Here is a 19,681-nt window from a genome sequence, read left to right as displayed (position 1 = left end):
TTAGGGTTTGCTTTTATGAATTATCCCACCCCCCCAACACACAGTCAGTCCCTCTCAGACAAAATTGAACAATTACGCTCCCACTGTCAAATTAATATACTCCGATCCTGGGTGTGTTGGCGAGGTGACCTAGAAATCACCGATGTGATGCAATCAAACCTCCTCCATTGGCAACCCATACAGTTAAATGACAAACAACAGGTGGTTTGGAATCAAGGAAAGCACATACTTTGGTTAGGACAAAAGTTCACTGTCCCAGAAAGCTTATATGATTATCCTTTAAGTGGTTTATGTGCGCGCTTATCTCTAACTTGGTGGGCGGATGGGGTTGAGGTTTATCTTAATGGTAATTTATTGTCAACAGGTGATTTATTTGATTGTTCTCCACGGTTGCTTTTAAGTCAAGAGGTAAAATCAAAAGATGAGTTTTTTATTGTATTGCGGTTGGTAAGTCCTGAACATTGTGATGGAGCTTTGATGCACTCCCAGATGATTTTTGAATCGGGGATTGTGGATGATATAGATCCGGGTCTTATAGCTAATGAGTTGGCGATCGCCCAAACTAGGGGAAAAAATCTTTCATCAACGGAGTGGAATAGACTAGTAACAGAAATAGAAGAGTTAATGAATTTTAGCTGTGGTATAAAAACACAAGCAGACTGGAAAAGCTTGTTAGAAAAGATTCGTCAAACCTATTTGGGAATAGACCAGTTAACAAGTATTAAGAATAACAAACTATTTTTATTAGGTCATGCCCATTTAGACTTAGCATGGCTATGGCCAGTACAAGAAACTTGGAAAGCAGCACAAAATACTTTTGAGTCCGTGTTAAAATTACAAACGGAATTTTCTGAGTTAATTTTTTGTCATACCACACCAGCTTTATATGCTTGGATGGAGGAACATCAGTCTGGGTTATTTACTCAAATTCAAACCCAGGTAAAATCGGGAAAATGGGAAGTGTTAGGTGGTTTTTGGGTAGAACCAGATTTGAATTTGATTTCGGGAGAATCAATAGTTAGACAACTGTTATATGGTCAGCTTTATTTTCTAGAGAAATTTGGAAAAATATCACCGATAGTGTGGGTTCCTGATACCTTTGGTTTTTGTGGGACTTTGCCGGGTTTTCTCACCCAAGCAGGAATTGAAATCTTTGTCACCCAAAAGCTCCGCTGGAATGATACTAGTGAATTTGAGTATGATTTATTTTGGTGGCAATCTCCCGATGGTAGTCAAATATTAAGTTACATGTCACCACCCATTGGGGAAACTATAGATCCAGTCAAAATGACCGATTATCTATCTACATGGCAAGGTAAAACCGGTTTAGCAAATGCTCTTTGGTTACCGGGTGTGGGAGACCATGGTGGTGGACCGACTCGTGATATGTTAGAACTTGCAAGAAAGTGGAAGAATTCCCCCATTTTCCCAGAAACAGAATTTTCCACCGCCGAAAATTATTGGCAATATCTCAAATCTTCTGTGGCAATTCTTCCCGAAAAATTGCCAGTATGGCAAGATGAATTATATCTACAATTTCATCGAGGATGCTATACCACCCACGCAGACCAGAAAAGATGGAATCGTCAATGTGAAAATCTCTTATATCAAGCAGAATTATTCTCGACCCTTGCTGCTGCTGTTTATGGTTTACCCTATCCCAAAGCAGAAATACAAACTGCTTGGAAAAAGGTTTTGTTTCACCAGTTCCATGATATTTTGCCCGGTTCTTCCATCACCCAAGTTTACCAAGATGCTTTACCAGAATGGGAACAAGTTCAACAGTTGGGGTCTACTATCCTAGATAGAGCACTAAGAGCGATCGCCTGTAATATAAATTTGCCCGAACCCCCTCAACCTGACAGCATTCCGGTAATTATCTTTAACTCACTCAATTGGGAGCGTTCGGAAGTGGTTAAGATAAAACCTCCCCATCCTCAACATTGGTTAATTCACGACCTCGATGGTAATCAGCTACCGCATCAAATAACCAGGGATGGTTTATTGTTTATTCCCACTATCCCCTCCATAGGATATCAAATATATTGGCTTTCTCCTGGAGATGCAAATGGGGATGTGGACGAAAACAAATGTGGGCAAGAGTTTTATTTAGAAAATGAATATTTACTAGTTAGGGTCAATGCACAAACGGGAGATCTAGAAAGTGTATTTGACAAAATTCAATTTCGAGAAGTCCTGCAAGGACCAGGAAACCAGCTACAAGTATTTGCGGATAAAGGACAATACTGGGATGCTTGGAATATTGACCCAGATTATCAATCTAAACCTCTACCACCTGCTAAATTACAGTCAATTGAATGGTTAGAAAAGGGTGTTATCGAACACAGGTTGCGAGTTGTACGTCAAATTGGCAAGTCTGAATTTACCCAAGATTATGTTTTACAAACCAATTGCCCAATCCTCAAAATTGAGAACAGTGTAAATTGGCAAGAAGATCAGGTATTGGTGAAAACCTCTTTTCTCTTAAATATCCACAGTGACATTGCTACCTATGAAATACCCTGTGGGGTCATCCATCGTCCTACTAATCCCCACACACCATCACAACAGGCTAAATGGGAAGTACCCGCTTTAAAATGGGCAGATTTGACAGCAGATACAAATACTGGAAACTACGGTGTCAGTTTACTAAATGACTGTAAATATGGATATGACATCAAGGGTAATCAAATGCGGTTGACCTTATTAAGAAGTCCCCACTGGCCAGACCCTCAAGCAGATCGGGGTGAACATCACTTTAATTATGCTTTATATCCCCATACTGGTGGTTGGCAAGCAGCTGAAACTGTCAGAAGAGCATCTGATTTCAATATACCATTAAATGTACTTCTCAATCCGGAAACTAAAAAGTCACCATCACCGGTTTTTAAAAACAACAGTTTCCTCACACTAGCAGCAGATAATTTGATTATCACAGCTTTTAAAGTCAGCGAAAACCATCCACAAAGCTTTATTCTAAGATTTTATGAATGTCATGGTGAATCCGCAAACTTACCAACCCTAAATTTAAAAAGTGAATTTTTTACCTTGGGTGACCCGCTTGATTTATTAGAAAGAAATATCCATCCCACTGTGAACCCAATTGCACCCTGGAAAATCAGCACGTTTCAGGTTCTCACCCAGTAAATGTCAAAATAAACTTACCTCAGTAGAAAGGGGATAAAACCCCCTATTCTTGAATGTGCTTCTAATCCTCATGATCCTCAAAAGGATCTGCTAATTCCTTACTGGGTGGACCGAAGGATGTGTATATGGCCATAGCAGTGATAGCAACGAGAATGGCACTAAAGGAAACACCTAGCACTAAACCGGGGTCTAAGTCCATGATTTTAAAGTTATGTTATGAGTATGTTATAATATATTACAAAAATTAACTCTAATTAAACCTCAATTACAAAACTTTCAGTTTTCCTGCAGAACAGTCAACTACCTGACCTGGATAGTGGTATTATCTTCATAGTCAGAATTATCCCACATGTAAGGTTAAAATCCTGCTGAAATATTGCAGCACCCTACAACGGGGAATAGGAAAATTAAAAAAAAGTTTTGGCAACTGATCTTAGGTGAACTATGGCACAACGGACTAAATTAGGAGATATCCTCAGACCCTTAAACGCTGAATATGGTAAGGTAGCTCCTGGTTGGGGTACAACTCCTTTAATGGCTGTTTTTATGGGTTTGTTTTTCGTATTCTTGCTTATTATTCTGCAGGTCTACAACAAATCTTTGTTAATTCAAGACGTGCTTGTAGACTGGCGCAGTTTGGGTGGCTAATTGCTATCGAAATATGCTATCTCGTTTTGGCTGACAGCTAAAAAGACGCCAGGAGGGATGGGTTCACCCTCCCTTCTAGCATCTGTACTACCTGTACTACAATCCCTGGTGTTTCCACCCGAGGAGCAGTCAATATTGGTTGAGCGACTGAGCTTTTCAAGTCCCGTGAGGTTTTATGAATATATTTGGTATTGGACTACCAGAAATGGTTGTGATTGGGGTGGTGGCTTTGTTAATTTTTGGACCTAAGAAGCTACCGGAAATTGGTCGCAGTTTGGCTAAAACTATTCGCAGTTTCCAGCAAGCTTCTGATGAGTTTCAAAATGAGTTGAAAAAAGAGGTTCAACAATTGGAGGAGACTATTAAAACTACTGCTGAACTGGAGACTAAACAAATAGAGTCTACTAAGGAGCAAGAGCATTCCAAATAACCGAATGACAGAAATTATCACTCCACCTACTTTGCTTATTCCCCAGGTCATAGTCGGGTTGGGCAACCCTGAACCTAAGTATGACCAAACACGCCATAATATTGGTTTTGCTGCTATTGATGCTCTTTCCCGTACCTGGCATATTCCTTTGACGGAAAATCGTAAGTTCCAGGGACAGTTTGGGGAAGGTTTAGGACCTGGAAATCTAAAAGTTAGACTTTTAAAACCCTTAACCTACATGAACCGTTCTGGTGAGTCTATTCAATCAGTTACTAGTTGGTACAAGTTGCCACCTGAATCGGTATTGGTAATTTATGATGATATGGATTTGCCCTTGGGTAAAACCCGTCTTCGTTTATCTGGATCCGCTGGTGGACACAATGGTATGAAAAGTGCTATTTCTCACTTGCATAGTCAAAACTTCCCTCGGTTACGTATTGGTATTGGTAAACCTAAGGATATATCAAATGATGGTCATGATGGTACGGTTTCTCATGTTTTGGGAAAGTTTTCCCCCTGGGAAGCAAAATTAATTGGTCCCATTTTGACATTTGTGGTGGAATGTGTAGAATTAACCTTTAAGCAGGGAGTGGAAAAGGCTATGAATTATTGTAACAGCTGGAATAGTCCCTCTGCAAATGGTTGATTTTTAGGATTTGCAATTATTTTTTTGTCATCTACCTCAAAATTGTACTTTAAAATTGTTGTCATTACAAATTGTGGTTGTCGGAGGTGGAGCAGCAGGATTTTTTGGTGCGATCGCCTGCGCTAAAACCAATTCTCAAGCTCAAGTTACCCTCTTAGAAGCTGGTCGTGAACCTCTAGCTAAGGTGTTGATTTCCGGTGGTGGACGCTGTAACATAACCAATGCCTGTTTTATTCCTCAAGACCTGGTGCAAAACTATCCCAGAGGGAATAAAGCATTACGTGGTCCTTTTACTCGATTCCAACCCCAGGATACAATGGCTTGGTTTGAAGAACACGGGGTGAAATTAAAGACTGAAGCAGATGGAAGGGTTTTTCCTATTACTGATCGATCTGAAACCGTTGCTGAATGCTTAATTAAGTTCGCAGCTCATACAGGGGTGAAGTTAAAAACGGGTACTTCTGTAGTTTCTGTGGAGCGTCAAGATGGAGGCTTTAAGGTTAATTGTAAATCAGGCGGGGATGTGTACTCTTTGAATTGCGATCGCCTGCTTTTAGCTACAGGTAGTAGTTTAGTAGGTTATAAAATTGCTCGCGCTTTAGGACACCATATAGAGAGTCCGGTACCCTCCCTATTCAGTTTCAAAATTACCGATCCTAAACTACAGTCTTTATCTGGAATTAGTGTTAATCCTGTCAGTTTAACTTTGTCTTTACAGGGAAAAATTGCCTTAAAACAAACGGGATCCTTACTAGTTACCCATTGGGGTGTGAGCGGACCCGCAATATTAAAACTTTCCGCTTATGGTGCTAGATTACTGTACGAAAACCGCTACCAGGGGAAATTGTACATTAATTGGTTGCCAGATTTATCCCTGGAGGAAGTAAAACAAAAGCTTTTAGATGTGAAACAAGAATGGGGGAAAAAAGCCATAGCACTCCATCGTGGTGTAGATTTACCTCACCGACTATGGCAATATTTAATTGACCGAGTAAATATTAGTGCGGAAGACCGTTGGGCAGAAATCACTAATAAAGTGTTAAATCAGCTAGCACAAGAAATCCATAGAGGAGAATATGTAATAACCGGTAAGGGTGAATTCAAAGAAGAGTTTGTCACTTGCGGAGGTGTAGACCTAAAAGAGGTAGATTTTAAAACCATGGAAAGTAAAATAGTCCCCGGTTTATACTTTGCAGGAGAAATTTTGGATATAGATGGCATTACGGGGGGATTTAATTTTCAAAGCGCTTGGACTACTGCATATTTAGCCGGATGTGCAATGGGTATGTAGATACCAGAGGATGAGTTATAATAGGTAACTATTAACAAAGCAATAAAATAACATCTGTCAAATATGATATCTTTCAGCCAAGTTGTGGATAAACTCCAAAACAATATCACATCCCACAGTCTGACCTCCCAACCAGAACTGAATCCTCAAATTAGGGGAGTTGCTGCTATAGACGCAGCACAAGCGGGTACTATCAGCTATGTGGAAGGACCAAAATTTGCCTCCTTGCTTACCTCCACAAAAGCTAGTGTGTTGATTTTACCCTTAGATGAAAAATTGCATCAGCAAGCAACTGCTCAGGGTATAGCCTGGTTAGCAACCTCCCAACCCCGTCTATTGTTTGCACAGACTATCTCCCTATTCTATCAACCATATAAACCCTCCCCCTCCATTCACCCCACCGCTGTAATTGACCCTAGTGTTAAAATCGGTGATCATGTCTATATTGGCGCCCATGTGGTTATACTTGCTAATACGGAAATCGGTAATGGTGTCTTTATTTATCCCAATGTAGTTATTTATCCACATGCAAAAATAGGCGATCGCACGGTTTTACATGCCAATTGTGCCATTCATGAACGCAGTCAAATTGGTGCGGACTGTGTAATCCACAGTGGTACTGTGATTGGTGCTGAAGGATTTGGTTTTGTTCCCACTACAACAGGCTGGTTAAAAATGGAACAGTCTGGTTATACAGTATTGGAGGATGGGGTGGAAATAGGTTGTAACAGTGCGGTGGATCGTCCAGCGGTGGGGGAAACACGTATTGGTAAACACACTAAAATTGACAATTTAGTGCAAATTGGTCACGGTTGTCAAATTGGTTCAGGTTGTGCGATCGCTGGTCAAGCGGGAATAGCTGGGGGTGTAAAAGTGGGGAACCGGGTCATTCTAGCGGGACAAACGGGAATTGCCAATCAGGTAAAAATAGGGGATGGAGCAATTGTTAGCGCCCAAGCTGGTGTTCATGGCGATATTGCACCGGGAGAAATAGTCTCAGGTTCACCTGCTCTCCCTCATAAACTCTATTTAAAGGTATCTGCTGTATATAGCAGGTTGCCAGAGATATATAATTTCTTTAAACAGTTATCAAAAAATCCCCGTCAGGAAAATCCATAGCAACTACCGGAATTGCCACTGGAAATCACTTTTAGTGGTTGATTTTGAGATATTCTAAAAAATAATGCTCGGGAGAATGGCAACTGTGAACTTACAAAAACCAATATTAGTGGGAGGATTAGGATTATCCTTTTCTCTATGGATGTTAAACACTTGGCACGACTCTATCATACAAATGGCAGAGTTGGGTTTGTTAGGTGCTTTAGCAGTTGGTGGAGGATTATGGTTGTTGCGCAAAAATCAACCCGGTGAACAGCTACATGATAGTCCACCAGATAGAAATAAGGTGGAAGCTGTTATTAGTCAAACCCAATCTATTATTGACCAAATCGCAAGTGAGGTGGTTGATCACCCCAGTCTGTTAACTCTACAAGAACAACTGGCCAAATTGACTTTGGAGCTAGATAGAAAGGAAGTGCAAATGGCGGTTACCGGTGGTAGGTCTGTAGGCAAAAGTACCATAATTCACCTCCTCAAAACTGTATCTAATTTATCTGCTAGTCCCTTGGAGTTGGTGGAAACATCACCTTTATTTACGGAACTCGGTCAGGATGGTGATGCTGCTATTTTGTCAGCACTACAAAAGTCTGATTTGGTGCTATTTATCACTAATGGAGACCTTACCGCATCCCAACTAGATGTTTTGCAAAAATTACGATCTACTCAACAATTAGTTCTACTAGTTTTTAATAAGCAAGACCAATATATGACAGAGGAACGCATAATTATTATGCAATCCCTACAACAAACATTCTCCGGTCATGTGCTCGCTACTTCTGCTTCTCCCCTACCCATAAAGGTCAGAAAGCATCTTGCTGATGGATCCATTCAAGAGGGGATGGAACAACCCACACCCAATATTCAACAGTTGGTAGAACAGCTCACGCTGATTTTGGCGCAACAAACACCACATTTGGTTTGTGCAACCACATGGCGCAAGTCCCTATTTTTAAAAACCCAAGCTAGAAATTGCTTGAATTCTATTAGACGCGATCGCTCTTTACCTATTGTAGAACAAAATCAGTGGATCGCTGGTGCTGCTGCATTTGCTAATCCCCTACCCGCCCTGGATATATTAGCAACTGTGGCCATTACCGGTCAAATGGTTATGGATTTGGGTAATATCTATCAACAAAAAATCTCCCTCGACCAAGCCCAAACAGTAGCTAGAACCCTTGCAACCCTAATGTTCAAGTTGGGACTGGTGGAATTATCTACCAAAGCAGTAACGGGTGTTTTAAAAACCAATGCTGTTACCTTTTTCGCTGGGGGGATGGTAGAAGGTGTCAGCGCGGCCTATTTAACTAAAATAGCTGGTTTAAGTTTAATTGAGTACTTTGAACAGCAAGACATAGCTTTGATCACTGACCACCAGTTAAATATGGAAACACTAGGTCGAGTCCTACAAAGGGTATTCCAACAAAATCAGACTTTGGCGCTATGGGAAACTTTTGTCAAGCAAGGTGTTAAACGCTTATCACCTGAAACTAAACCTTCAACCATATTAGCTTGACTCCTGCTCCATTCTGTTTTCCAGGGTAACTGCTAATTTGTCCGCAATACCCTCAATCCAATTCTCATCCTGTTTCGTATAACTACGGGGAGCATTTGCTCCTAAGATGAGCACCCCCTCTTTACCAATAGGTTGACAAATTACCCCTTGTGTGTTCTCCGGTAAATAATCAAATTCAATTTTGCCAGGGTAAACCCTGAGCGCAACTAAATAAATTGGTTTTTGAGTCCCCAGAACTCTTTCTAATATGGGTCCAGGTATTACCTCTGCTTTAGAACCTAAAATTCCACGTCTTAACAAAACCTGACCTTTATAATAAACAACGAGCGATCGCGTAACTGTATTAGTTAATAATAAACGGGATGCCCAAGCCAATTCGGTCTTGATTGTTTCTGGTAAATCTGATGCTAGAATAAATCCTTCTTTCCCGATCAGCTCCACAGTATCAGGGGATTTGGGTTGTACTTGTTGCCAAATTAGTCCAGTGAGGATTAAAACCGCACTCAGGATCACCCCCAAAACATCCCCCCTAGCTTGAGATTCTGTCAGCTGGGGTGTCCACACACGATTCACCAACAACAGCACAGCACCCAGACTTCCAACCACTAAGGGGAGAAGGCGTAAAATTCTATTTGGATCAGATTTAGTAGTCATTAATCTTCCCCTGGTTCCAGGATGCGTTGAAAAAGATAACCCGTTCCCCTCGCAGTTAAGATTAATTCTGGATTACTCGGATCATCTTCTAATTTAGCCCGCAACCGAGAAATATGAACATCTACCACCCGAGTATCTACGTGACGCTCTGGTGTATATCCCCACACCTCTTGTAAAATTTCAGAACGGGAAAATGCCTCTCCAGAACGACTCACTAATAATTCTAATAGACTAAATTCCATACCAGTTAGTCGAATCCGTTCATCACCCTTATAAACTTGTCGCTTATTTGTATCTATTTTGATATTGCCAACATGAATTACCCCGGAACTGGGAATACCAGTAGTCCCGTTTTTATCGACCCTACGTAAAACTGAACGAATCCGCGCTTCTAGTTCCTTGGGGGAGAAAGGTTTGACTACGTAGTCATCTGCACCCAATTCTAAACCTGTGATCCGATCAGCTACATCCCCTAAAGCTGTTAGCATGATAATGGGGACGTCGGACTCTTTACGTAGTTCTTGACATACTCCATAGCCATCTAACTTAGGCATCATCACGTCTAAAACTACCAGATCTGGATCCGCTTTGCGAAAGGTTTCCAAAGCCTCTTCTCCATCACCTGCAGTTACCACATCATAACCAATCATGGAAAGGCGTGTTTCTAAAATCCGCCGAATGCTTGCTTCATCGTCCACTACGAGGATTTTTTCCTTATTACTTTCCAAGTTTTCCTACTCTCCGTTAAATTTTGTTTTGTGGAATTTTCATACCATACATAATATTAAGATATCATTCTACCTATTAATTCAAAAAAGCTAAAAAAGCAATTTCTACTACTTACCAGTTTTGCTTCTTTTACCTTTTCTTGCGTCTGACCAAATTTTAATGTTTTTTAATATTACCCATGGCAAAGCCAAAGACGATTTTTATTTGCAGTAATTGTGGGTCTGAGTTTTCTCAATGGTTTGGTAAATGTTCTAATTGTGACACTTATGATTCTCTCGTGGAACAAAATGCCAATTCCTTCGGTGTGGGTGGTTGGCACAGCGCTCAACCAGCTGCTAAATCCACTAAGCCTTCTAAACCCAGAGCATCATTGACTTTTGACCAAATTAGCGATCGCCAAATTGCTCGATGGGAATCGGGATATTCGGAGTTGGATAGAGTACTTGGTGGTGGTGTAGTTCCCGGATCTATGGTTCTCATTGGTGGAGATCCGGGTATTGGCAAATCTACCCTATTACTCCAAGTATCTAATGAACTATCCCAGCGATACCGTATTCTTTATGTGACGGGAGAAGAATCAGGACAACAGGTAAAATTACGCGCTTCTCGTTTAGGAATGTCCAAACCTCTCCAGGTGGTTTCCGTAGAGGATATCAACACAAGCTCGGAAAGTTCTCACCCACTACCTGAACAAGATGTTGGGGATGCTGTGGAAGATGACCACAGGGTTACCGTGGAACACCACACCATCAGCTCTGACTTGTATGTCCTTCCGGAAACAGATTTAGAGGAAATTCTCCGAGAAATTGACTCTCTCAAGCCAAATTTAGCAGTAATTGACAGTATACAAACTGTTTTCTTTCCTGCACTCACATCTGCTCCTGGTTCCGTAGCTCAAGTTCGGGAATGTACCGCAGCTTTGATGAAAGTCGCCAAACATGAAGATATTACCATGTTAATCGTTGGTCATGTTACCAAAGAAGGAACCATTGCTGGACCAAGAGTTTTAGAACACCTAGTCGATACGGTTTTATATTTTGAGGGCGATCGCTTTGCTTCCCATAGATTATTAAGAACTGTAAAAAATCGTTTCGGAGCTACCCATGAAATTGGTATATTTGAAATGGTATCTAATGGACTAAGGGAAGTCCCTAACCCCTCGGAGTTGTTTCTGGGAAATCGGGATGAACCCTCTCCTGGTACTGCTATTGTGGTTGCTTGTGAGGGTACAAGACCAATAGTTGTGGAACTACAAGCCTTAGTTAGTCCCACAAGTTACCCTTCGCCTCGCAGAGCTGGAACAGGTGTGGATTTTAACCGGTTAGTACAAATTCTAGCTGTGTTAGAAAAACGAGTAGGAGTGCCCATGTCAAAATTAGATTCTTATGTTGCCTCTGCGGGGGGTTTAAGCGTAGAAGAACCTGCGGTTGATTTAGGGATTGCAGTTGCGATTGTTGCTAGTTTTCGAGATAGAATAGTTGACCCGCAAACAGTATTAATAGGGGAAGTGGGTTTAGGGGGACAAGTAAGGTCAGTGTCCCAAATGGAGCTGAGATTAAAGGAAGCTGCAAAATTAGGATTTAAACGAGCAATCATACCCAAGGGACAAAAGTTTCCTGACTTAAAGATAGAAATATTAGAAGTTTCTAAAGTTATAGATGCTATTATTGCAGCTATTCCCCATCAGTCTTTAGAAAATAGCGATTTGGATTTAGAGGAGGAGGATGAAGACTAAAAGATTGTTAAACTAACTATCCAGAGCCAAACCTAAAACCTGTTGCCAATTTGATATTTTCAAACCAAAAGTATCCAATAATTTTTGGTTATCTAATAGAGAATAACCAGGTCTGAGTGCTGGTGTGGGATATTCTGGTGTGGTGATTGGGACTAACCTTTGTAACTTGTATTGACCATATTGATCATCAGCAAATTTATCGGTGAGAATAGCTTTGGCAAAACCGTACCAGCTAGTTTTTCCCCCACAGGATAGGTGATATATTCCCCCTTTCTCAGCCATAAAATCAGTCAGATAACTAGCATGTGGAATCACCATTTGACCGCGAATTTGGGCAATAATTTGGGCGGTTACTTCTGCGATCATCCTGCTCCAAGTAGGTGACCCAATTTGGTCATCAACCACTCGAATTTCTTCTCTTTCTTTGGCTAATCTTTGCATAGTCAATAAAAAATTCTTACCTCTTAAACCATAAACCCAACTAGTACGAAAAATCAGGTGATTTACGCCAACAGCTTGAATAGCTTTTTCCCCTGCTAACTTAGTTTTTCCATAGACATTTTGTGGAGAGGTTTGGTCGTTTTCCTTATGGGGAATATTTTGATGGCCATCAAAAACATAATCGGTAGAATAGTGAATGATACCAGCTCCTAACCTTTTTGCTTCCTCAGCAAGAATACCGGGAGCAACACCATTAATAGACATAGCTAAATCTGGTTCTGATTCTGCTTTATCCACCGCAGTATAAGCAGCAGGATTGACAATTAAATCTGGTTTTACCTCCCTAATTGTGGAGGGAATTGTTTCATATCGGGATAAGTCTAATTCATTTCTCCCTAAACAAATCACATCCCCCACAGTCATCAAACTGCGTTGTAATTCCCAACCTACCTGACCAGAAATACCAGTTAAAAGAATTTTCATGGGTAAACCTCCGCTTGGGAAAATAATTTTCCAGATTTATCCTTGGAGGAAACAATTGGTTCATCCCCAATTGGCCAAGAAATAGCTAAATCTGGATCGTTCCATAAAATACATCGGTCATATTCTGGTGCGTAATAATCCGTAGTTTTATACAAGAAATCTGCATATTCTGATAGGACTAAAAAACCATGGGCAAAACCTGGTGGAATCCAAAGTTGATGCTTATTAGCTGATGATAAATACACACATACCCATTGAGAAAAGGTAGGGGAACTCTTCCTTAAATCAACAACAATATCAAAAACTTCACCAGCTGCAACACGAACTAATTTTCCTTGCGGTTGCTGAATCTGATAGTGTAACCCTCGGAGCACATTTTTGCCAGAGCGAGAGTGATTATCCTGAACAAAGTGAGGTGATATTCCCGTTTTTTCCGTAAAGAGCTGTTCATTAAAACTCTCATAGAAAAAACCCCGCTCATCACCAAAAACCTGTGGTTCAATTAGTAGCACGTCTGGAATTTCTGTCTTGCTTACTTTCATAGAATCATCTTGCGTTTATTTGATTATTGAAAACTTATTTAAAAGTAATTTCATCTTGTAGAATTCGTTGCAAATACATTCCATAACTACTTTTACCCATAGAATCTACTAAAAACTGGAGTTGGGGACGGTCAATATATCCTTGATTGTAGGCAATTTCCTCAATGCAGGCAATTTTTACCCCTTGTCTTTCTTCCAAAGTATAAATGAAATTACTGGCTTGATGTAGGGACTCATGGGTACCCGTATCCAACCAAGCATATCCACGTCCCAAAATTTCTACCCTTAATTGCTCTTGTCGGAGATAGGTTAAATTGATATCTGTAATTTCTAATTCACCCCGCGCAGAAGGTTTTAAACTAGCAGCGATTTCTACCACTTGAGCATCATAAAAATAAATGCCAGGAACAGCATATTTTGATTTGGGAATTTTTGGTTTTTCTTCAATACTAATTGCCTTTCCTAAATGGTTAAATTCAATCACACCATAGTTTTCTGGTTGGGTGACTTTATATCCAAATACTAATCCTCCCTGCTCTAGTTGCACAGCACGAGTTAAAATTTCTGTTAACCCATGCCCATAAAATATATTATCTCCTAAAATTAAACAAACGGGCTGGTTTTTGATGAAGTCCTTCCCCAAAATAAAAGCCTGGGCCAATCCTTCTGGTTTTGGTTGCTCCACATAACTAAACTTTAATCCCCATTGACTACCATCCTTCAACAGTTTTTCAAATAGTGGCAAGTCTCTAGGGGTGGAAATAATCAAAATTTCTTTGATTCCCGCTAACATTAGTACGGATAAAGGATAGTAAATCATGGGCTTGTCATAAATAGACATCAGCTGTTTACTAACTACCTGAGTCAGAGGATAAAGTCTTGTCCCTGAACCACCTGCTAGAATAATTCCTTTCATTCTTACTCCTTTAACTGTGATGTTTCACGAGATTCATAGTTCTGTTTGATCCAGTTTTGGTATGCTCCAGTAAGGATAGATTCTACCCAGGCTGAATTATCTAGATACCACCGCACTGTTTTGATTAATCCACTCTCAAAGTTCTCTTTGGGTTGCCAACCTAATTCTTTGGCAATTTTACTAGAATCAATCGCATACCGACGGTCATGACCAGGACGGTCTTTAATAAAGGTAATTAGGGATGAGTATTCACAGTTGGGTTTGGGCGCTAGTCTTTCCAAGATCTCACAAATCTTGTTCACAACTACTAAGTTCGTTTGTTCATTCATTCCCCCAATATTATAATTTTCACCAATTCTACCCTCTTGCAGAACTAGATAAATGGCATCACAGTGATCTGTGACATATAACCAATCCCGGATGTTTTGACCATCACCATATATGGGTAGGGGCTTACCATTTATAGCGTTGATAATCATTAAGGGAATCAGTTTTTCAGGAAATTGTAATGGTCCATAATTATTAGAACAATTGGTCGTTAAGGTCGGTAGTCCATAGGTATGATAGTAAGAACGAACAAGATGATCTGCGGATGCTTTAGACGCTGCATAAGGACTGTTAGGCGCATATTGGCTATCTTCTCGAAAAGCTGGATCTTCAGCATTTAAAGAACCATACACTTCATCTGTGGATATATGTAAAAATCGGAAGGCTTCCTGTTTTTTAGATGACAGTTTTTGCCAGTAGGTTTTACTGGCTTCCAGAAGCTTAAAGGTTCCAACCACATTAGTTTCAATAAAATTCCCTGGACTAAAAATAGAACGATCAACATGGGTTTCTGCTGCAAAATTTATGACTGCATCTACTTCATACTCTTCTAACAGGTAACTAACTAGCTCAGAGTTACCAATATCTCCTTGAATGAATCTATAACCCTCTTGATATTTTTCATTCCGTTCTATTTCAGTCAGGTTTTGTAGGTTACTGGCATAAGTTAGCTTATCTAGATTAATTATGTTACCATAGCCTAACCTTCTAGCATGCAGGACAAAGTTAGACCCGATGAATCCTGCGCCACCGGTAACTAGTAAATTTGGTAGATCATTTCTCTGGTAGTTTGACATATTAAATGCAATTAGGACTGGTTGAATTTCTATAGATAACCCGAGGTAACAAACCTTTAAGATTTATAACATTCTTGTGTATTTAACTACATGTAAGATTACTATCTAGTTTCTAGTGAGCAACCCAATTATATATGAGTAAGTTGAGAATTTCCAAACAACATCTATGGTTAGAAAGGTTGATGGCAATCACTGCTACCCTTAATTTGGGTCTGGTGATGTTTGATTGGAGTTACGTACCTTGGCGAGATTTTTACTTTCGCAATTTGCCCCAACTTAGTCGTATTTATGATCCGATTAAAGGCATTGAACCCCATCGAGATACGGTGAACTATTTAAATAATATAGCCAGTTTACAAGTCCAGGTGAGTGAAAGTGGTTTAGGTTCCCCTGCTGTAAAAACTAAACTAGCAGAAATTCGCCGTATGAGCATGGATATGATTGATAGTAACCCCTTTGCGGGATCTGGGAAAAGTGGAACCCTAGAAAAAATTAAAAACCGCATGCGGGAAAGAGTAGGTCAGGAGTCATCAAAGAGCGCTTTTACAATTTTCTGGAGTCCGGAATATTTATCCCAGGGACGATGGGTAGAAGAAATTGACTTTTTTAATCGGCAAATTCTCCCTAGTATTGCTAGTAATTACTACCGGAGAATTGGCGAAAATGGGGAGTTGATCAATAATTTTTGGTTAATTGATTTACCATTTGTAGCTGTATTTGGGTTGGAACTGTTATGGCGGAGTTTTTATATTAAGCGTCAAAACTCTCATCTTAGTTGGTTGGAGGCAATTTTATGGCGTTGGTATGATCTATTTCTGTTGTTTCCCCTTTGGCGCTGGCTACGTATTGTACCAGTCGTTGTACGTCTAGACCAATCAAATCTTATAAATTTATATTTAGTAAGAAAACAGATTCACCAGGGTATAGTCGCTAATTTTGCCGAAGAAATCACGGAAATTGTTGTGGTGCGGGTGATTAATCAAATTCAGTTCTCGATTCAACATAGTGATATTAGTCGTTGGTTTGACCCTAAACAAAATGAACGTGAGTATATAGATATTAATAACATTAATGAAATAGAGGCAATATCAGGAATATTAATACGTATTTTAATTGATACTGTTATGCCTAAGGTTCAACCGGAAATCAATGCCATTTTGAGTCGTAGTATGGAAGGGGCCTTAGAACAAGTCCCAATTTATCGCAACCTGTTACAGCTGCCAGGATTGAGCCAGGTACAAAATCAACTCAGTGGAGAGATAGCTGACCAAATTGGCAAAAATCTTTATTTAATAGTGAATAAAGTCAGTAAAGATCCCCTAACCGCTCAACTTTTTAAGGACTTAATTGGTAAATTTACAACTACATTATCAGGAGAAATACAGGCAAAACACATACTAGTAGAACTCCAAAGTTTGCTAAATGACCTTTTAGAAGAGGTAAAAATAAACTATGTGCAGCGATTGTCCCAAGAAGACATAGAGCAAATTATAGAGCAGACGAGAAAAATGCGGTCTAAAGCAGTGTGAACAAAATCAGGCGATCGCAGAATTTTTCTTGCCAGTTAATTGGTAGCAGGGTGTCAACAGCAAAAAAATAGATTACACTAGCAGGAGAGACAAACCTAAAAAAGTTCGTCTCAGACTTCTGGGAAGATATCCCTATCGCCGGAAGTGGGTGGGTGCCCACTTTTTTTTATTGAATTATCGCATGACTCATCCCTTAGTTCCACAAATTATTGACTTAGCGACTCCACTAGCAGCAGAACTAGGACTGGAAGTTGTTGGCATGGTTTTTCATACGAACCAGCGTCCTCCCATTTTGCGTGTAGATATTCGCAATCCTCAACAAGATACTAGTCTAAACGATTGTGAAAAGATGAGCCGTGCTTTAGAAACTTCCCTAGACGCAGCTGAGATTATTCTAGACACTTATGTTTTAGAAGTATCTAGCCCAGGGATTTCGAGGGAATTGGCAACTGACAGGGAATTTATTTCCTTTAAAGGATTTCCTGTAGTTGTATCTACCTGTGATCCCGATGATGGAGAAAAAGAATGGAAAGGTCAGTTGATTCGTCGAGATGAAACAAAAATTTACTTAAACCAAAAGGGTCGTGTAGTAGGAATTCTCAGATCCCTGGTTACCAAGGTGCAATTAGATGATCACCCCTAATGAAATTGAGATTTTTTTATGTGATTGAGAAAATATAGAGATATAGCGATCTAGAACGTCTATCCAGCAGTCACGCCATAAACCTGTTTTAAGCGTTCTTACCAAAGCTATAAAATTAGTCAACGATTTTCCTAAAAATTGGCAACATAAACAGTGCAAAATTGCAGCGTTTGCACGGATAAAAATTAAGGATTAAGGAGACTGCTTATGTCAATGGTTACTTTACCCGGATTAAAAGATTTAATTGAAAAAATTAGCCTAGAGCGAAATTTACCCCGTTTAGCAGTACAATCATCTATTAGAGAAGCACTACTTAAAGGTTATGAACGCTACCGCCGCGCCCAAAACCTAGAGCGCAGACAATTTGACGAAAATTATTTTGATAACTTTGAGGTAGAACTAGATATTGATGGGGAGGGATTTCGAGTTCTTTCTACCAAAACCATAGTAGAAGAAGTAACCAATTGTGATCATCAAATTTCCTTAGATGAAGTGCAGCAGGTAGCTCCTGAAGCCCAATCGGGGGATTCGGTAGTCTTAGATGTTACTCCGGATCAAGGAGAGTTTGGACGCATGGCCGCCATGCAAACCAAACAGGTCTTAGCACAAAAGCTGCGGGATCAGCAGCGTCAAATGGTGCAGGAGGAATTTCAAGACTTAGAAGGCACAGTTTTACAAGCAAGAGTTTTAAGATTTGAAAGACAGTCTGTAATATTAGCAGTTAGTAGTAGTTTTGGGCAGCCAGAAGTGGAGGCCGAGCTACCAAAAAGGGAACAATTGCCAAATGACACTTATAGATCTAATGCAACATTCAAAGTATACTTAAAAAAAGTTTCTCAGGGACAGCAAAGAGGGCCACAATTGCTAGTATCTCGTGCGGATGCAGGATTAGTAGTTTACTTATTCGCCAACGAGGTGCCAGAAATAGAGGATGAGGTAGTGCGAATAGTAGCAGTAGCTCGGGAGGCCAATCCTCCTTCCCGTTATGTTGGTCCAAGGACTAAAATAGCAGTAGATACTTTAGATCGGGATGTGGATCCGGTGGGGGCGTGCATTGGAGCTAGGGGATCAAGAATTCAAGTAGTAGTGAACGAATTGCGCGGTGAAAAAATAGATGTAATTCGCTGGTCACCGGATCCAGCCACCTATATTGCTAACGCGTTGAGTCCTGCTAGGGTAGATGAGGTACGCTTAATGGATCCTGAAAGTCGCCAAACCCACGTTTTAGTGGCCGAGGATCAGCTGAGTTTAGCCATTGGCAAAGAAGGTCAAAACGTGAGATTAGCCGCACGGTTAACCGGGTGGAAAATAGATATTAAAGACCAGGCAAAATATGATTATGGAGCGGAGGATGCCAAATTTGCAGCAGTTAGAGCCAACTATCAAGACGAGAGTAATCAACCGGATAGTCAGTTTGAAGTTAGAGAAGAGGAATATGAAGATGACCCAGACGAAGGGGAAGATGAATTTAACTCAATGGGGGAAGAAAATTAAAGGACATAGTAAATGAAACCAAACTATCGGCGGTGCATTAGTTGTCGTCGGGTAGGAACAAAGACAGAGTTTTGGAGGATTGTTCGTCTGTTTCCATCTGGCAAGGTAGAATTGGATCAGGGCATGGGGCGTTCTGCTTATATTTGCCCTCAAGCTGACTGCCTCCATAAGGCACAGAGGAAAAATAAACTAGGGCGCTCCCTAAAGGGAATAGTTCCAGAAACAGTCTATGAAACATTGTGGCAAAGACTCGGTCGGGAAAATAACCACAACCAGGTTTGACCAAAAAACAAAGGGAAAATCTTGGTCCTAGTTATCTTCCAACCACCCACAGATGTTATCCCCAAAAAGGATAGCATTCAGTTGCTAGAATTATATGGAGCATTCTATATGGTACGTGGAGACCCCGCGAAACCTAAACGCCCGGAAAACCGTAATAAGTTTTACTCGACTTTGTAGTGGAAAACTCAGAATCAGCAAAACCTAAACCTAAACCATGGCAACCTGGTAGCGTCAAAGCGCAGTTCGGCATCAAGGATGCCCAAGGAAATTTTTTATGAAAAAAAATTTTGCGGGATCCAGTCAACCATCATTACC

General features: G+C 40.4%; 19 protein-coding genes. 12 read left to right on the top strand and 7 right to left on the bottom strand.

Annotation, left to right across the window (positions count from 1 at the left end; genetic code table 11):
- Window positions 1–15: 15 nt before the first annotated feature.
- A complete protein-coding gene (locus tag IAR63_RS05570) occupies window positions 16–3,147 on the top strand; it encodes an alpha-mannosidase (RefSeq protein ID WP_187706890.1) in 3,132 nt (1,043 codons plus the stop codon).
- A gap of 61 nt (window positions 3,148–3,208) precedes the next feature.
- On the opposite strand, the gene psbN is transcribed toward IAR63_RS05570, so the two are convergent.
- A complete protein-coding gene (gene psbN, locus IAR63_RS05565) occupies window positions 3,209–3,346 on the bottom strand; it encodes a photosystem II reaction center protein PsbN (RefSeq protein ID WP_006275637.1) in 138 nt (45 codons plus the stop codon).
- A 245-nt stretch (window positions 3,347–3,591) separates the two neighbouring features.
- Here psbN and psbH point away from each other — a divergent pair, with 245 nt between their 5' ends.
- The 6 genes from psbH to IAR63_RS05535 all read left to right on the top strand — a co-directional run bounded on the left by psbH (window position 3,592) and on the right by IAR63_RS05535 (window position 8,794).
- Window positions 3,592–3,795 carry a photosystem II reaction center phosphoprotein PsbH gene (gene psbH / locus IAR63_RS05560; protein ID WP_006275636.1) on the top strand — a complete coding sequence of 68 codons (204 nt, stop codon included), beginning with the start codon at window positions 3,592–3,594 and terminating at the stop codon, window positions 3,793–3,795.
- A gap of 175 nt (window positions 3,796–3,970) precedes the next feature.
- On the top strand, window positions 3,971–4,225 hold the full coding sequence (locus IAR63_RS05555) for a TatA/E family twin arginine-targeting protein translocase (RefSeq protein ID WP_187706889.1): 255 nt from the start codon (window positions 3,971–3,973) through the stop codon (window positions 4,223–4,225).
- Between the two features lie 4 nt (window positions 4,226–4,229).
- On the top strand, window positions 4,230–4,871 hold the full coding sequence (gene pth, locus IAR63_RS05550; RefSeq protein ID WP_187706888.1) for an aminoacyl-tRNA hydrolase: 642 nt from the start codon (window positions 4,230–4,232) through the stop codon (window positions 4,869–4,871).
- Window positions 4,872–4,926: 55 nt separating this feature from the next.
- Entirely contained in the window at window positions 4,927–6,162 is a 1,236-nt protein-coding gene (locus tag IAR63_RS05545; protein ID WP_187706887.1) for a BaiN/RdsA family NAD(P)/FAD-dependent oxidoreductase, read from the top strand.
- Window positions 6,163–6,225: 63 nt separating this feature from the next.
- A complete protein-coding gene (lpxD, locus tag IAR63_RS05540) occupies window positions 6,226–7,281 on the top strand; it encodes a UDP-3-O-(3-hydroxymyristoyl)glucosamine N-acyltransferase (RefSeq protein WP_407927149.1) in 1,056 nt (351 codons plus the stop codon).
- Between the two features lie 85 nt (window positions 7,282–7,366).
- Entirely contained in the window at window positions 7,367–8,794 is a 1,428-nt protein-coding gene (locus tag IAR63_RS05535; protein WP_187707372.1) for a slr1306 family protein, read from the top strand.
- Here the strand turns inward: IAR63_RS05535 and IAR63_RS05530 are convergent.
- Window positions 8,786–9,448, bottom strand: coding sequence for a cofactor assembly of complex C subunit B (locus IAR63_RS05530; RefSeq protein ID WP_187706886.1), 663 nt, complete (start codon window positions 9,446–9,448; stop codon window positions 8,786–8,788). The two genes, IAR63_RS05535 and IAR63_RS05530, sit on opposite strands and share 9 nt — an antisense overlap.
- Window positions 9,448–10,176: a response regulator transcription factor RpaB gene (gene rpaB, locus IAR63_RS05525; RefSeq protein WP_096545828.1), complete on the bottom strand. Its 729-nt coding sequence runs from the start codon at window positions 10,174–10,176 to the stop codon at window positions 9,448–9,450. The genes IAR63_RS05530 and rpaB overlap by 1 nt, the downstream gene beginning before the upstream one ends.
- A 179-nt stretch (window positions 10,177–10,355) precedes the next feature.
- Between rpaB and radA the strand changes: the two genes are divergently transcribed.
- Window positions 10,356–11,912 (top strand): DNA repair protein RadA, encoded by a 1,557-nt coding sequence (gene radA / locus IAR63_RS05520; RefSeq protein WP_187706885.1) that lies wholly within the window; start codon window positions 10,356–10,358, stop codon window positions 11,910–11,912.
- 12 nt (window positions 11,913–11,924) lie between these two features.
- Here the strand turns inward: radA and rfbD are convergent, their stop codons facing one another.
- The 4 genes from rfbD to rfbB are packed head-to-tail and all read right to left on the bottom strand — an operon-like array spanning window position 11,925 to window position 15,418.
- Window positions 11,925–12,836 carry a dTDP-4-dehydrorhamnose reductase gene (gene rfbD, locus IAR63_RS05515; RefSeq protein ID WP_187706884.1) on the bottom strand — a complete coding sequence of 304 codons (912 nt, stop codon included), beginning with the start codon at window positions 12,834–12,836 and terminating at the stop codon, window positions 11,925–11,927.
- Entirely contained in the window at window positions 12,833–13,378 is a 546-nt protein-coding gene (gene rfbC / locus IAR63_RS05510; protein WP_187706883.1) for a dTDP-4-dehydrorhamnose 3,5-epimerase, read from the bottom strand. The genes rfbD and rfbC overlap by 4 nt, the downstream gene beginning before the upstream one ends.
- Window positions 13,379–13,412: 34 nt before the next feature.
- Window positions 13,413–14,294: a glucose-1-phosphate thymidylyltransferase RfbA gene (gene rfbA, locus IAR63_RS05505; protein WP_187706882.1), complete on the bottom strand. Its 882-nt coding sequence runs from the start codon at window positions 14,292–14,294 to the stop codon at window positions 13,413–13,415.
- 2 nt (window positions 14,295–14,296) lie between these two features.
- A complete protein-coding gene (gene rfbB, locus IAR63_RS05500) occupies window positions 14,297–15,418 on the bottom strand; it encodes a dTDP-glucose 4,6-dehydratase (RefSeq protein ID WP_187706881.1) in 1,122 nt (373 codons plus the stop codon).
- A 134-nt stretch (window positions 15,419–15,552) separates the two neighbouring features.
- Here rfbB and IAR63_RS05495 point away from each other — a divergent pair, with 134 nt between their 5' ends.
- From IAR63_RS05495 to IAR63_RS05480, 4 genes are all read left to right on the top strand, one after another.
- Entirely contained in the window at window positions 15,553–16,947 is a 1,395-nt protein-coding gene (locus IAR63_RS05495) for a hypothetical protein (protein WP_187706880.1), read from the top strand.
- A gap of 181 nt (window positions 16,948–17,128) precedes the next feature.
- Window positions 17,129–17,590, top strand: coding sequence for a ribosome maturation factor RimP (gene rimP / locus IAR63_RS05490; protein WP_040007805.1), 462 nt, complete (start codon window positions 17,129–17,131; stop codon window positions 17,588–17,590).
- A gap of 207 nt (window positions 17,591–17,797) precedes the next feature.
- Window positions 17,798–19,084, top strand: a complete 1,287-nt coding sequence (gene nusA / locus IAR63_RS05485) for a transcription termination factor NusA (RefSeq protein WP_187706879.1) — start codon at window positions 17,798–17,800, stop codon at window positions 19,082–19,084.
- Between the two features lie 12 nt (window positions 19,085–19,096).
- On the top strand, window positions 19,097–19,366 hold the full coding sequence (locus IAR63_RS05480) for a YlxR family protein (RefSeq protein ID WP_187706878.1): 270 nt from the start codon (window positions 19,097–19,099) through the stop codon (window positions 19,364–19,366).
- Window positions 19,367–19,681 lie beyond the last annotated feature (315 nt).

Origin of the sequence: Cylindrospermopsis curvispora GIHE-G1 (assembly GCF_014489415.1) — a bacterium.
Classification (GTDB): domain Bacteria; phylum Cyanobacteriota; class Cyanobacteriia; order Cyanobacteriales; family Nostocaceae; genus Raphidiopsis; species Raphidiopsis curvispora_A.
The sequence above is the reverse complement of the archived record's forward strand: the minus strand, read 5'-3'. Positions and strand labels throughout refer to the sequence as shown.

Bases quoted from the DNA above. Each gene is read 5' to 3' on its own strand.
- IAR63_RS05480 (WP_187706878.1), top strand. From the start codon at position 19,097: ATGAAACCAAACTATCGGCGGTGCATTAGTTGTCGTCGGGTAGGAACA.
- psbH (WP_006275636.1), top strand. From the start codon at position 3,592: ATGGCACAACGGACTAAATTAGGAGATATCCTCAGACCCTTAAACGCT.
- IAR63_RS05570 (WP_187706890.1), top strand. From the start codon at position 16: ATGAATTATCCCACCCCCCCAACACACAGTCAGTCCCTCTCAGACAAA.
- rimP (WP_040007805.1), top strand. From the start codon at position 17,129: ATGACTCATCCCTTAGTTCCACAAATTATTGACTTAGCGACTCCACTA.
- rfbB (WP_187706881.1), bottom strand. From the start codon at position 15,418: ATGTCAAACTACCAGAGAAATGATCTACCAAATTTACTAGTTACCGGT.
- rfbC (WP_187706883.1), bottom strand. From the start codon at position 13,378: ATGAAAGTAAGCAAGACAGAAATTCCAGACGTGCTACTAATTGAACCA.
- rfbD (WP_187706884.1), bottom strand. From the start codon at position 12,836: ATGAAAATTCTTTTAACTGGTATTTCTGGTCAGGTAGGTTGGGAATTA.
- IAR63_RS05555 (WP_187706889.1), top strand. From the start codon at position 3,971: ATGAATATATTTGGTATTGGACTACCAGAAATGGTTGTGATTGGGGTG.
- psbN (WP_006275637.1), bottom strand. From the start codon at position 3,346: ATGGACTTAGACCCCGGTTTAGTGCTAGGTGTTTCCTTTAGTGCCATT.
- pth (WP_187706888.1), top strand. From the start codon at position 4,230: ATGACAGAAATTATCACTCCACCTACTTTGCTTATTCCCCAGGTCATA.
- rfbA (WP_187706882.1), bottom strand. From the start codon at position 14,294: ATGAAAGGAATTATTCTAGCAGGTGGTTCAGGGACAAGACTTTATCCT.
- radA (WP_187706885.1), top strand. From the start codon at position 10,356: ATGGCAAAGCCAAAGACGATTTTTATTTGCAGTAATTGTGGGTCTGAG.
- IAR63_RS05530 (WP_187706886.1), bottom strand. From the start codon at position 9,448: ATGACTACTAAATCTGATCCAAATAGAATTTTACGCCTTCTCCCCTTA.
- lpxD (WP_407927149.1), top strand. From the start codon at position 6,226: ATGATATCTTTCAGCCAAGTTGTGGATAAACTCCAAAACAATATCACA.
- IAR63_RS05495 (WP_187706880.1), top strand. From the start codon at position 15,553: ATGAGTAAGTTGAGAATTTCCAAACAACATCTATGGTTAGAAAGGTTG.
- nusA (WP_187706879.1), top strand. From the start codon at position 17,798: ATGTCAATGGTTACTTTACCCGGATTAAAAGATTTAATTGAAAAAATT.